We start from the raw sequence: 15,402 nt of genomic DNA on the forward strand, positions 1-15,402 counted from the left end.
CGCCCTCCCTGCGCCCTCTGCTGTTTCCTCTCCCCTTGCTACCACACATTGCGTGCCGCCCTTGCAAGTCATTCCTGTCCGTGCAAGCGCAGCCCCGAGGGGTGCAAGGCTACGTCAACCCTGTGAGTAAACGACATCGCCCCGCATCAGCAGCTTCCGGGCTGCCAGTGCGGGGCGATGGGTGATGACATCAGGTCAGCCCGTCAGCGTCCTTCAATCAGCCATGGCGTCCTCCATCGTCCAGTGCATGGCCAAGCCTTCGATCACTTCAGGCTGCCTGAGAATGTCATAGTGCCCCGCCTCGACCGCATGGTTCCCCTCTGTTTCGAAAGTCCAGGCCGGGTCGCTATCCTGGCCAGCCCACCAGCAGGTTGCCAATGCCCGGGTCCGCGGCAGGCTGGTCAGGTTCGCCGACAAGGCTTTCAAGCGCATCGCCACCACAAATGTGTGGGCCAATTCGGCACTGTCGATATCGGCATAACGTGACTGGCCGGCCTGCGCGGCGCGTATCTGCCCAATAACGCCCTGCAGCGACTGAACATCAGTACCCACGGCCACGGCGGGCACTGCCAGCTGTTGCTTGGGTACGCCCAGCAACACGCTGAGGAAACCCTGCAAATCGTCCCTCCAGTCCTCGACCACCTCAGCATGTGACGCATTTGGCACAAAGCTGTCCACCAAACCAAGCAATGCCACTGCCTGCCCCTGTCGCTCCAGCTCCTGGGTTACCAGCACCGCCAAGGTGCCACCCAGCGACCAGCCAACCAGCCGATACGGCCCTTCAGGCTGCTTCTGGCGGATGTACTGCGCATAGTCGATAGCCATCGCCTGCAGCGACTCGTCCTGCCACGTGCGGTCCAGCAGCATGCGGCACTGCACGCCATAGACACTGCACACACCTTCCAGGCGACGCGCCAGAGGCTCGTAGTCGAACACCGTGCCGAAGCCTGCATGCAGGCAGAACAGCGGCGTGCCACTGGCGATACGGGTATTGAGCAACAGCACCGGGTCCAGGCTGGCTTCAGTAGCCGAGTAGCCCGACAGCTCACCAATGGTCGGTCTGGCCATTACGTCACGCAACTTCAGGTCCAACTGCAAGCCGCTGTGCCCACGCACTTTGGAAAGCATTTTCAGCACCCGTAGCGAATCGCCACCCAGCTCGAAGAAATTGTCGTCCATACCGACTTCCTCAATACTCAGCACCTCTTGCCAGATTTGCGCCAAGGCTTGCTCGACCTCGTTGCGCGGCGCAAGACGCAGGCGCTGCCCTACAAAATCAGGTGCCGGCAGCGCATTGCGGTCGATCTTGCCGTTGGGTGTCAGGGGCATCGCATCAAGCAGCACCAGTTGCGCTGGCACCATGTAATCCGGCAGCTCCGCACGCAGGGCTTCGCGCAATTGTGCCGGCGTGGTGACCACACTACTGCTGACCACATATCCAACCAGTTGCTTGCCGGTGGTACCTTCACGCGCCACTACCACTGCATCGCGCACCCCAGCCAGGTTGCGCAGGCGTGCTTCGATCTCGCCTGGCTCGATGCGAAACCCGCGAATCTTCAACTGGTTGTCGAGTCGGCCGATGAAGTCGACGGTGCCATCGGCACGGCGGCGTACGCGGTCGCCTGTACGGTAAAGGCGCGCACCGTCGGCGAACGGGTCGGCGACAAAGCGCTCGGCGGTAAGCGCCGCACGCTGGTGATAGCCCCGCGCAAGCCCTTCTCCACCGATGTACAACTCACCCGCCACGCCATCAGGCAGTGGATTGAGGTCTTGATCGAGCACATGCAGGGTACGCAGGCCGACCCGATCACCGATCGGCGCATACACTGCCTGGCAGGACTGCATGGCCGATACCTTCCACAGCAACGGCGTGACCACCGTCTCGGTAGGCCCGTAGCCGTTGGTCAGGTATTGCGGCCGTAGCGAACGCTTGACCAGTTCGAACAGGGCATCGGGCACCGCATCGCCACCAAAGCAGTAAATGCGCACAGGCGGCGCAGCCTGTTGCTGGCTCTCGCCGAACTCGGCCAACTGTTGCAGATAGGCCGGCGGGAAGCAGGCGATATCGATGCGCTGCTCATGGAGGACTTGCCAGGTTTCCTCCGCAGTCCACAAGCGATTGCCACGGACCACCAGGCAGCCACCTGACGACAGCGTCGACAGCCAGCGCTCCTGGGCACCATCGAAAGCGAACGACATGAACAGTAGCTCACGTGTGCTTTCGTCCATCTCATAAAGCTGAACAATGGCCTGGCAATGCATACGGATCTGCCCGTGGCTAACTGCTACCCCCTTGGGCTTGCCAGTCGAGCCAGAGGTGTAGATCAGATAGGCCAGGTTGTCGTCCAGCACCGGCACGTGCGGCACACTGGCAGGCAGGCCTGCCAGCTCCAGGCGGTCAAGCTCGACGCACTGCTCCACCTCGGTGAAACGCTCGCGCAAGGCACTGTTGGTCAGCAGCAAGTGCATGGCCGAGTCTTCGACGATCCACTGCAAACGCTCCTGAGGATAATCGATGTCCAGCGGTACGTAGGCAGCACCGGTCTTCATCACCGCGAGGAAGGCGACAATCACCTCTACCGAGCGTTCCAGGGCAATACCAACCGTGGTTTCCGGCCTGGCACCCAGGGCAAGCAGGTGGTGCGCCAGGCGGTTGGCACGCTGGTCAAGCTGCGCATAGCTCAACTGCTGACCAGCGCAGACCACTGCCGGGGCATCAGGCTGCAGTCGAGCGTGCTCGGCGATACGCTGGGCCAAACCCGGCACATCCGCTGTGCCTGGCACCATCAGGTTGCGCTCGTTGGCCTGCTGCACTTGCCCTGATGTCAGCATTTGCAGGCTGCCCAGGGCGGCATTCGGGTTGTCCAGCATACCTTCGAGCAGGCGCTCGAAGCTGCCACGGATAACCGCGGTAGCGGCCTCACTGAAGCTGCCACGCAGGTACATGAACTCCACCGAGAGAACATCGGTCAGGTGTACGGCAAGGTCCATTGCATAGTTGGTCACACCTCGCTCGGTCACGGCGCCAAACTGCAAGGCGTTATCGCTGCTGTCGTGCAGACGATCGTCCAGCGGGTAGTTCTCGAACACGATGATGCTATCGAACAACGGTTGCCCCGGGCGCCCGGCCCAGCGCTGAACATTCGACAACGCCGCATGTTCGTGGTCACGCAACTCAAGGTTGTAGTCCTGCAGTTGCCGCAGCCAGTCGCTGACGCGCCAATGTGCGGCAGGCGCCTGCACGACGGGGAGCGTATTGATGAACAAGCCGAGCATGTTGTCCACACCCGGCAGGTTCGCCGGCCGGCCGGCCACGGTAGCGCCGAAACAGACAGCCTGTTGCCCGCTGTAGCGCTGCAACAGCAGCAACCAGGCGGCCTGCACCAAGGTATTGGGTGTTACCCGCAGGCGCTGAGCCAGAGCACGCAGGCGCTGGGTACGCTGGGCATCCCAATGCAGGTAGAGCGCTGCATGCCCTGACAGGTTGGCATCCGGCCGTGGCAGCAACGCCTGCTCCAGCAGAGTTGGGCTTTCCAGCGCGGCAAGCTTGCGCGTCCAGAACGCCTCGAGCTCGGCCTGAGGTTGTGCCTCGAGCCAGCGGATGTAGTCGCCAAAGCGCGGTACAAGCGTGTCCAGCGCCTGTCCATGATAGGCCTGGAACACTTCACCCAGCAGGCGCGAGTTGCTCCAGCCATCCATCAGGATGTGATGACGGGTCCAGATCAGTTGCATGCGCTGGCCATCCAGACGCACCAGCGTTATCCGCATCAACGGGGCCTGCGACATGTCGAAGGCCTGCTCGGCGTCGCTGTCGACCAAGGCCTGCAAAGCCGCGGCCTCGACCTCACGGTCACGCCAGTCAAGCACCCGGATCGACAGTTCGGCATGGCGATGAACGATTTGCATCGGTTGTGTCAGTTGCGCGTCGGACCAGAACCCGGTGCGCAGGATGTCATGCCGCGCCACCACCTGTTTCCAGGCCTCTGCAAAACGCTCGATATCCAGGCCGTCAACCGCTACCGACGTCTGGTTGAGGTAGAGCGCCGCGTCCCCACCCTGGGCGCTATAGAACAGCATGCCTTGCTGCATCGGTGACAGAGGGTAGATATCGTCAATCTGCTCCACGGGTACCGGCAGCCGATCCAGCTGCGCCTGGGTCAGGCCAGCCAAGGATACCGGTTGGCTGCCTGTGACCTGATCATCGCTAACTTGCACGCCAACTTCTGCAACGCCAGCCAGCAGTTCCACCGTCTGGTGCTGGAACAGTTGCTTGGGCGTAAAGCGGATACCCGCCTGGCGCGCGCGGCTGACCAGCTGAATCGAAATGATCGAATCGCCACCTAGCTCGAAGAAGTTGTCGGTAATCCCGACTTGCGCCACTTTCAGCACGCCAGCCCAGATATCCGCCAGTTGCCGCTCAAGCGCATTACGCGGTGCCACATGCTCACTGTGCGCCTGCGCCTGATCGATACCCGGGAGCTGCTTGCGGTCAAGCTTGCCACTCGGGGTCATGGGCATACGCTCGAGCAGCATCAGGTAGGTCGGCACCATGTAGTCCGGCAGGCTGGCCTTCAGTGCCTGCTTCAGCGCCGCGCACAAATCCGCACTTTCAACGGTTTGGTCAACAGGCACCACATATCCGCACAGCTGCTTCACGCCTGCATGGTCGGCGGCGATAACCGCTGCCTGGCGGACCTGTGGATGCGCTTGCAAGTGTTGCTCGATCTCGCCCAGCTCGATGCGAAAGCCACGTACCTTCACCTGATGATCGGCCCGGCCACGGTAGGCGAGCTCACCCTGCTCGTCGAAGTATCCCAGGTCACCGGTACGGTACAGGCGCGCGCCCGGTGTTTCAGCCAGCGGGTCCGGAATGAAGCGCTCGGCGGTCAGCGACGGCCGCTGGTGGTAGCCACGAGCCAGGCAGCCGTCACCACCGATGTACAGTTCACCCGACACACCGATTGGCGTAGGCGACAGGCCATCATCCAGGGCACGCATGACGCGCCCGGCCAGCGCACGACCGATCGGCACGCCGTTCTGCGCGCCGGGCACCTGTGCCAGACGCGAGCAATCATAGGTGGTAGCGACCACGGTAGCTTCAGTGGGGCCGTAGGTATTGAGCAAGCGTACCTGCACCGGCCCATCCTCCAGCCATGCCTGCAGCCCGTCCAGGGCCACGGCCTCACCGCCGACGTGGATCTGTTTCAAACGGCCATAGGTGTGCGCAGCGCGGCGATCCAGCGCCAGCAAACGCCAGTAGGCCGCTGGCAGGTCAGCCACGGTGACGCCATGGCGAATGACCTGCTCGCTGAAGGTGTCGGTGTCCCACAGCTGCTGGTCGCGCATCACCACGCACGCACCACGCGACAACGGTGGGAAGAACTGCTCGATGAACCCGTCGAAACTGAATGTGGCGAACTGCAGTACCCGGTCTTGCGGGGTCAACTGCGAGTAGACACTGGCGACGTCACAAAACACCGACAGCGTTTGGTGAGCAATGGCCACGCCCTTCGGCATGCCGGTGGAACCTGAGGTGTAGATAACATAGGCCAGGCTGTCGAGCGAAACCTCGCAGGGCAGCGACTGCTCACTAAAAGCTTGCAGCCACTGCTCACCCGGCTGCAGGTCGATGCATGGCAGGCCTGCAGGCACCGGCATGCGCGCCATGGCCTCAGCGTCGCCCAGCAGCGCGCCAATGCCGCTGTCCTGGATCAGGTAGGCCAGGCGGTCCTGTGGGTAGTCCGGGTCCAGTGGCACGTAAGCCGCGCCGGCCTTGTGGATGGCAACCAACGCCACGGCCAGTGCCAGGCCGCGTTCGGCAGCAATGCCCACCAGGCTGTTGGCAGTAACACCGTGCGCAACCAGCAAGTGCGCAAGGCGATTGGTGCGCAGGTCCAGCTCGCGGTAGGTCAATTGCTCCTCACCGAACACCAGCGCCAACGCATCGGGTCGCTCACGGGCTTGCGCCTCGAACAACTGGTGAGCACACATGCCGGACGGGGTAATTGCCGCGCTAGGGTTCCAGTCATGCAGCACCCGTTGGCGCTCGGCCCCACCCAGCAACGACAGCTCACCAATAGCCGTCGTAGCATCATCGACCAGTGCCCGCAACAGATTGCCGAAATGCTCGGCCAAGCGCTGGATAGCCACATCGTCCCAGTTGGCGCGGTTGTGGCTGTACTGGATGGACAGGGTCTCACCCAAGGTGGCGGCCAGGGTCAGGGGGTAGTTGGTCTGCTCCAGGTTGGCCACCGGACCGAAGCGCAGCCCCTCTGGTGCACCCTCTTGCAGAGCCTGCGAAACCGGGTAGTTCTCGAACACCAGCAGGCTGTCGAACAGCGATTCGCCGCCCAGGCCGGCCCAGCGCTGCACCTCGTTCAACGGAGTATGCTCGAACTCGCGCATGGCCAGGTTGCAGGCCTGCACCTGGGCAACCCATTCGGCCACGGTCTGCTCGCTGCGCGGCGCACCGATGACCGGCAAGGTATTGATGAACAGGCCGATCTGCTCCTCCACCCCCGGCAGGTCCGCAGGGCGCCCCGCCACGGTGGCACCAAAGCATACGGCAGGCTGCCCGGTGTAGCGTTGCAACAACAGCAACCAGGCAGACTGCACCAGGGTATTGACGGTAACCCGGTTGGCACGCGCGAAGCCTTCGATTCGCTGGGTTATCTCGCGATCGAACAGTTGATAGTGCTCACCCTGGCCTTGCTGCGGTGGAGCGCCTCGGCGCACCGCCTGGGACAGCCGGGTCGGCTCCCCCAGCGGCGCCAACCGAGCCTTCCAGAACGCTTCGGCTGCCGCTGCGTCCTGGCGCTGCAGCCAAGCGATATAGTCGCGATATGGCGCCGTCTGTGCCGTGACCTGCCGCCCGGCATAACGCTGCAGCACCTCTCCCAGCAGGCGTGAAGTGCTCCAGCCATCCATCAGGATGTGATGGTTGGTGTAGATCAAATGGTGGCAGTCATCCGCCGTGCGCACCAGCGTCAGCCGTTGCAGTGGTGCCCGGTCTAGCGCGAAACCAGCTTGGCGGTCACCCTCGGCCAAGGTTTGCAGTGCCTGTTCCAATGCCGGCTGGCCGCGCCAGTCGTGCTCGACCAGCGCCTGCACAACTTCCTTGTGCACCACCTGCACGGCCTGCTCCAACTCGCCCTGCCAGATAAAACTGCTGCGCAGGATAGCGTGGTTATTCACCGCCGCCTGCCAGGCCTGGCGGAAGCGCTCCACGTCCAGCCCCTGGACATCCACGCGCATCTGGTTGATGTAGTCACCGGACTGCTGTTCGTACAGGGTATGGAACAGCATGCCCTGCTGCATCGGCGACAACGGATAGAGATCGGCGACCTGCTCGACCTGCACGGGCAGGTTGTCCAGCTGCGCCTGCGTCAGGAAGGCCAGCGGGAAGTCCGAGGGCGTGAAGCCACGGTGCTGCGGCTGGCTGCAATGGGCGATAAGCAGCGCCAGCTCTTGCGCATAATCGTCGGCCAGGTGCTGGACAGTAGCCTCGTCGAACACTTCGCGGCTGAAGCTCCAGCCCAGTTTCAGTTCACCTCCATACACCTGCCCGTTCAGTGCCAACAGGCTGCCCAGCGGCGCATCTTCGTCACAGGTGGAGCCAGGGTACTCCTTGGCTGGCTCGAACAACCCCGCTTGCTCGTCGAAGCTGGCGTCAAACTGGCCGAGATAGTTGAACACGATCTCGCCACGCGGCAAGGCCGCCAGGGTCGCCTGCGCCTCGGCGTCGCCCTGGTAGCGCAGCAGACCATACCCAAGCCCTTTGTTGGGCACCGCGCGCAGCTGCTCCTTGATGGCTTTGAGCGAATCGGCCAGTCCGCCCTGCGGGCTGAGCCTGACTGGATACATGCTGGTGAACCAACCCACGGTGCGGCTCAGGTCGACCCCCTGGAACAGGTCTTCACGCCCATGGCCCTCCAGGCGCACCAGCACATCGGCGTTACCCGTCCAACGGCTGATCACCCGGGCGAGTGCTGTCAGCAACAGATCGTTGACCTGTGTGCGGTAGGCTGCCGGTGCGTCCTGCAGCAGTTTCCGGGTCAGCTCGCGGTCAAGGCGAGTACTGACCGAGGTGGCATGCCGCCCCAGGTTGCTGCCTTGTGGGCGGTCGCACGGCAGGACATCGCTGGCGCCTTGCAGTTGCGCCTGCCAATAGCCGAGCTCCGCTTGCAGCGCTGCGCTAGTCGCATGGTCCCGTAACTGCTCGGCCCAGGCTTTGAATGACGTTGTCTTGGCCTGCAATTGCACCAGCTCGCCTCTGCGCAACGCCTGGTAGGCCAGTTGCAGATCTTCCAGCAGCACCCGCCAGGACACGCCGTCCACGACCAGGTGATGGATGACCAGCAACAGGCGTTGGCTGCCGTCCGGCAAGTCGGCCAAAACGGCACGCAGCAACGGGCCGTGCTCCAGGTTCAGGCTGCACTGGGCCTCGTTGGCCAACGATGTCAGCGCCCCAGCATCTGCCACCTCTCGACGCCACAACAGAGCCTGCCCGGCACCGCCGAAGCTGCCCTGCCAACGGCCATGCTCCTGGACGAACTGCAGGCGCAGTGCATCGTGGTGTTCGACCAGCGATTGCAACGCCGCTTGCAGGTGTTGTTCATCCAGTACCTCGCTGGCGCGCAGCATCACCGACTGGTTCCAGTGATGCCGCTCGACGATGTCCGATGCGAAGAACCAGTGCTGGATCGGAGTCAGCGGCATGCTGCCTTCCACCCGCCCTTGATCGATTGCAGTACCGGTGTTTTGCCGGGCAATCGCCGCCAGCCCCTGCACAGTCTGGTGCTGGAACAGCTCCTTGGGGGTGAACTGGATGTCCAGCTGACGAGCACGGCTGACCACCTGCAGCGACATGATCGAGTCGCCGCCCAACTCGAAGAAGTTATCGGCAAGGCCAACCTTCTCCAACTTCAGCACATCGGCCCAGATCGCCGCGATCTGCTGCTCCAGCTCGGTTTGCGGCGCGACATATTCACCCTGCAGCAAGCTGGCATCCGGCGCCGGCAAGGCCTTGCGGTCGAGCTTGCCGTTACCGGTCAGTGGTAGCTGCTCCAGGAACAGCAGATGCGCAGGTACCATGTGCTCAGGCAGGCTGGCCTTCAGTTCGGCGCGCAGGCTGTCACGCAACACGGCCTGCTGTTCAGCCCCCTGCAGCATGCCAGCGTCGACGGGTACCACGTAGCCCACCAGTTGCTTGCCGCTGGCGCCATCCACCGCCAGCACCGCTACCTGGCGCACCGCAGGTTGTTCGAGCAAGCGTGCTTCGACCTCACCCAGCTCAATACGGAAACCGCGAATCTTCACCTGATGGTCGATACGCCCGATGTATTCGATGACCCCGTCGGTACGGTAACGGGCCAGGTCGCCCGAACGGTACAGGCGGCCACCGTTGTCATCGAAGGGGTTTGGCACGAAGCGCTCGGCGGTCAACCCGGGGCGACCGTGGTAACCCCGCGCCAGGCCCGCCTGGCCAATCAGCATTTCACCTGTGCAGCCCGGCATGATCGGGTTCAATGCCGCATCGAGCAGGTACCACGACAGGTCGGGAATCACCTCGCCGATCGGGCTGCTGGCGCCCTTTTGCAAGTCTTCGAGGGTGATCGGCCGGTAGGTCACGTGCACGGTTGTTTCGGTAATGCCGTACATGTTGATCATGCGCGGCGTGCAGTCACCAAACACGTCGAACCAAGGCTTGAGGCTGCTCACCTCCAGGGCTTCGCCGCCAAACACCACGTACCGCAGGTTCAGGCCCTGGCCGGCCTTCGCCGCCTCGCAGGCAACCGGGACAAGCGGCTTGAAGGCTGATGGCGTCTGATTGAGTACGGTAACCTGCTCACGTACCAGCAAGGCATGGAAGTCTTCGCTGGAGCGTGCCACATCCTTGGGCACGATGACCGCTCGGCCGCCATACAGCAACGCGCCATACAGCTCCCATACCGAGAAGTCGAAGGCGTAGGAGTGGAACACCGTCCATACGTCACTGGCGTCGAAATGAAACCAGTGCCGAGTGGCTGCAAACAGGCGAACCACGTTCCGATGCGGCAGCAGCGTCCCTTTGGGCTTGCCGGTAGAGCCCGAGGTGTAGATCACATAAGCCAGGTTGTCCGCGTTCACCCGGCAGACGGGGTTGGCTTCGCTGTAGCCGGCCAGCTCGGTATCACCGTCCAGCACAAGCGTATGCACGCCTGCCGGCACTGGCAGCGCGTCACGCAGGTGCTGCTGGGTCAGCAACAGGCGTATGCCGCTGTCCTCGAACAGGTAGCTGAGGCGGTCCTGTGGATACTCCGGGTCGAGTGGCACGTAGGCAGCGCCCGCCTTGAGAATGCCCAGCAGGCCGATGACCATCTCAAGGCTGCGCTCAACGGCCAGGCCAACCAGCACATCCGGCCCGGCACCCAGCTCCAGCAGTTTGTGCGCCAACTGGTTTGCCCGTCGGTTGAGCTCGGCGTAACTCAGGGTCTGCTCGCGGCAGACCAGCGCCACCGCATTCGGAGCGGCTTGGACCTGGGCCTCGATCAGTTGATGAAGAGGCTGCTCGCCTGGGAAATGCGTCAAGGCCGGGTTCCAGGCCTGCACGGTCTGATCCTGCTGCGCCAGGCTGACCAGCGGCAGATCGACTACGCGCTGCCCGGGCTGGCGCACGATCGCCTCAAGCAGGTTCACCCAGTGTTGTGCCATCTGTTCGATGGTCGCGGCATCGAACAGGTCGGTCGCGTAACTCAGGGCAGCGCCGAGGCTGTGCTCGTATTCAAAGGTGTCCAGGGTCAGGTCGAACTTGGCCGTGTCGTGGTCCCAGGTCACCCCCTCCACCTGCAGCCCCGGCACGCTGCGCTGCTTGCCCTTGGCCTGCATCTGGTGGTTGTACATCACCTGGAACAATGGGCTGTGGCTCAGGCTCCGTTCGGGCTGAAGGGCATCCACCAACTGCTCGAATGGCAGATCCTGGTGGCTCTGCGCACCCAGCGCACGCTGTTTGACCTGCGCCAGCAGGTCACTGAAGGTCATCTGCAGATCGAACTCGGCGCGCAATACCTGGGTATTGACGAAAAAGCCGATCAGCCGTTCGGTTTCCACCCGGTTGCGGTTGGCAACCGGGACCCCGACACGGATGTCCGACTGCCCGGAATAGCGGTGCAACAGGGTCTGGAAACTGGCCAGCAGCAACATGAACAGTGTTGCGCCCTGACGCTGGGCCAACTGCCTGAGCGAATGCACCAGGGCCTCGGGCAGCCGAACCTCATACCGGGCGCCTCGGTGGCTACTGGACACAGCACGGGGGCGATCGGTCGGTAATTCGAGCACTGGCTGCTCATCGCCAAGTTGTGCCCTCCAGTACGCCAGTTGCCGTTCCTGCTCGCCCGCTTCCATCCACTGGCGTTGCCAGATCGCATAGTCGGCATACTGGACCGGCAGCGTCGGCAGCTGCACCTCCTGGCCTTGGCTGTAACCCGCATACAGCTGCATCAACTCATCGATCATCAGCGGCATCGACCAGCCATCGGACACGATGTGATGCATGGTCACGACCAGCACATGCTCGTTCTGGCCCAGGCGCAGCAACTTGCCCCGCAGCAATGGCCCCTGCTGCAGATCGAACGGGCGGCGTGCCTCGGCTTCCACCTGCTCACGCATCTTGGTTTCATCGGCGCATTGCAGCGTCTGGATATCCAGCGCCAGAGTGTGTTCGGGGTGAATGACCTGTACGGCGCCCTGCCCTTCTTCGCTGAAGGTGGTGCGCAGGGTTTCGTGGCGGGCAATCAGCGCATCGAAACTGCGCTGCAACGCCTCGACATCCAGATGACCTTGCAGGCGCAAGGCCGCTGGTAGGTTATAGATCGATGCGGCAGGCTCCAGTTGCCAGAGAAACCATTGCCGCTGCTGGGCATAGGAGAGGGGCGGCGACGCTTCAGGCTCACGCTTGAAGATCGGGGTGACGCCATACAGGTTCACCCCCTGTTGCTTGAGCAAGGCTGCCAGGGCCTGGCGCTCTTTGGTGGACAGTAGCTTTACAGACTCAAGCAGCTCTTGCACAGTCAAAATCTCCTAAGAAACCAGCTTTTCAATTTCCTCCGTAGTTAGACGTTTCAGGGCCTCCAGGGATTTAGCCAGTTCATTCTGAACGGGGTCTACCTGTGGCATGAGCTGCTCAAGCTGCGCGCAGTAGTCGCCCAGATCGGGGTATTCGAACAGCGCCTTCAGACTGACCGGCAGCCCGGCCTGTTCCTGGACCCGACTGGTTACCTGGGTTGCGATCAGCGAGTGCCCACCCAGCAGGAAGAAGTTGTCACCCAGGCCAACCCGTTCGACTTTCAGCACATCTGCCCAGATGGCGGCCACCTGCTGTTGCAAGGGTGTGCGCGGCGGCACATGGGCTTCTTCCGGCAGGGCAACGTCCGGGCGTGGCAGCGCCTTGCGGTCCAGCTTGCCGTTGGGTGTCAGTGGAAGCTTGTCGAGCAGCAACAGGTAGGAAGGCACCATGTATTCCGGCAGGTGTTTCCTCAATGCAGCGCGCAGGTGGTCACGCAGGAACGATTGCGCACCGGCATCGACCATCACGCCAGCATCGGCAGGCACCACGTAGGCCACCAGGTGCTGGCCAGCGGGCCCGTCAACGGCCATGACCACGGCTTCGCGCACAGCCTCCTGCTGCAGGCGCACCTCGATCTCGCCCAGTTCGATGCGGAAGCCGCGGACTTTCACCTGGTGGTCCACCCGGCCGACGTACTCCAGCACACCATCAGGCCGATAACGGGCCAGGTCACCGGTCCGGTAGATGCGCCCGCCCTGCGCATCGAAGGGGTTGGGAATGAAGCGCTCGGCGCTGAGCCCCGGGCGCCTCAGGTAACCACGGGCCAACCCGGCACCGGCCAGGTACAACTCACCGACGACGCCCACCGGCACCGGTTGCAGGGCACCGCTCAACACATAGGCAGCACTGTTGTGCAAAGGCCGGCCGATGTTGGCCTTACCACCGGCCGCCCTCAGCGTGCAGGTGGAATAGGTCGTGTCTTCGGACGGGCCATACAGGTCGTACACATCACGCACATGCTCCAGGTGATAGAGGTCGTCGACGATCGACTGCTTCAGCGCCTCGCCGCAGAGGTTGATGGTTTTGACCGACGGCGGAATGCTGCCGGTTTCGCACAACTGTTTGATCGCCGACGGCACAGTGTTCACCAGCCGCACCCGGTCCTTGGCCGCCAGGTTCGGCAGCGCCAGGGCATTGCCGGCCAGCACCGCATAGCCACCGGCCGACAGGGTGACGAACAGCTCCCAGACCGACAAGTCGAAGCAGATCGAGGTGGAGAACAGCACGCCACACAGGTCTGCCTGGCTGTAAACCGACAGCGACCAGCCGATCAGCGCCGCCACGCTGCGGTGCTCGACCTGCACGCCCTTGGGCTTGCCCGTCGAGCCTGATGTGTAGATGCAGTAGATAAGGTTGCGAGGGCTGGTCACACAGGTCAGGTCGGTGTCCGGGTAGCCTTCCAGCGACAGCTGGTCGAGCAGCAGCGTGCGCGACTGGAACTGCCCGGGCAATCGGGCAATCAGGCTGGTCTCCGACAGCAGCAGGATCGCCTGGCTGTCTTCGAGCATGTATTCCAGGCGGTCCTGCGGGTATTCCGGGTCCAGCGGCACGTAGGCGCCACCCGCCTTGAGAATAGCCAGCAGGCCGACGACCATTTCCAGGGTGCGCTGCATGGCGATGCCCACCAGCACATCCGGGCCAACCCCCTGTTCGCGTAGCTTGTGCGCCAACTGGTTGGCCCGGCGGTTGAGGGCGGCATAGCTCAGCGTCTGCTCGCCGAAGATCAGCGCCGGGGCATCCGGGGTTTTCGCCACTTGCGCCTCGAACAGCTGGTGGATGCAACTGGCATTCGGGTAGCTGGCCTGGGTAGCGTTCCAGTCTTCGATGATCTGCCGGTGCTCATTGGCGTCCAGCAGGGCCAGGTCTGCGATGCGCTGGGTGGGCTGCTCGACGATGGCCGTCAGCAGGTTCTGCCAGTGTCGGGCCAGGCTGCAGGCAGTCGAGGCATCGAACAGGTCGGTGGCGTAGACCAGTGCAGCGCCGATACCGCTTTCGTGTTCGAAGGTTTCCAGGGTCAGGTCGAACTTGGCCGTGTGGTTGTCCCACGCCACAGCTTCCAGTTCCAGCCCCGGCAGACTGCGGCGCTCGCCCCTGGCCTGGGTCTGATGGTTGAACATCACCTGGAACAGCGGGCTGTGGTTAAGGCTGCGCTCTGGTTGCAGGGCCTCCACCAGTCGCTCGAACGGCAGGTCTTGATGGGCCTGAGCCTCGACCACACGCTGTTTGACCTGGCCCAGGAAATCCGTGAAGGTCATCTGCACGTCGAACTCGGCCCGCAGTATCTGAGTGTTGACGAACAGGCCGATCAGGCGTTCTGTTTCCACCCGGTTACGGTTGGCTACCGGCACGCCGACGCGGATATCAGCCTGCCCCGAATAGCGGTGCAACAGGATCTGGAAGCTGGCCAACAGCAGCATGAACGGCGTTACGCCCTGTTGCTGGGCGAACTGCTTGAGCGCACGCGCCTGCTGTTCCTGCAGGTCAATAGCAAGCCGCCCTCCCTTGAGGCTGCTGACCGCTGGTCGCGGGCGGTCCATCGGCATTTCCAGTACCGTGTCCTCGCCACCCAGTCGCGCGGTCCAGTAGGCCAGTTGCCGTGCCTGCTCACCGGCCTCCATCCAGCTACGCTGCCAGATGGCGTAGTCGGTGTACTGGATGGGCAGCGCGGGCAGCTGCACATCACCGCCCTGGCTATAGGCCTCATACAGACGCATGAGCTCTTCCACCATCAACGACATGGACCAGCCATCGGCAATGATGTGATGGAGGGTCAGCACCAGCACGTGCTCGTGCGCATCGCGCGCCAGCAGTTTTACCCTCAGCAGCGGCCCATGCTCCAGGTCGAAGCCTTGACGTGCCTCGTGCTCCACTTGCTCGCGCAAGGCCTCCTCGCCTGCCCCATTCAGCTGTTCATAGGTCACCGTCAACGCAAGGTGTGGGTGAACCACCTGCTGCACCTGCCCGTCCTGTTGGTGGAAGGTGGTACGCAGCGCATCGTGCCTGGCCAGCAGGCTGTCGAAGGCTCGCTGCAGGGCTGCCCGGTCCAGGCTCCCCTTGAACCGCAAGGCCGAGGAAATGTTATACACCGCGCTCGCCGGGTCCAGCTTCCATAGGAACCACTGGCGTAGCTGGGCGTAGGAAAGCGGCAGCTGCTCGAAGTCTCCGCGCACCTGCGGAATGGGCAGTTGCGCCAGGCTGCCACCCTTGGATGCCAGCTTTTCCAGAAACAGCTTGCGCTGCTCGAGCGGCAGCCGAATGAAGCGGTGAACCAGATCGGTGTTGCGGTTATCGGTGCTCAT

The 15,402-nt window shown here is 63.1% G+C and carries 2 protein-coding genes; both read right to left on the reverse strand.

The genetic code is table 11. From position 1 onward, the window contains the following. Positions 1-213: 213 nt before the first annotated feature. Positions 214-12,045 (reverse strand): amino acid adenylation domain-containing protein, encoded by an 11,832-nt coding sequence (locus A4C63_RS12795; RefSeq protein WP_063912955.1) that lies wholly within the window; start codon positions 12,043-12,045, stop codon positions 214-216. Positions 12,046-12,057: 12 nt separating this feature from the next. Further along, entirely contained in the window at positions 12,058-15,402 is a 3,345-nt protein-coding gene (locus A4C63_RS12800) for a non-ribosomal peptide synthetase (protein ID WP_063912956.1), read from the reverse strand.

This window comes from Pseudomonas sp. p21 (assembly GCF_001642705.1).
Lineage (GTDB): Bacteria > Pseudomonadota > Gammaproteobacteria > Pseudomonadales > Pseudomonadaceae > Aquipseudomonas.

Bases quoted from the DNA above. Each gene is read 5' to 3' on its own strand.
- A4C63_RS12800 (WP_063912956.1), bottom strand. From the start codon at position 15,402: ATGAGCACCGATAACCGCAACACCGATCTGGTTCACCGCTTCATTCGG.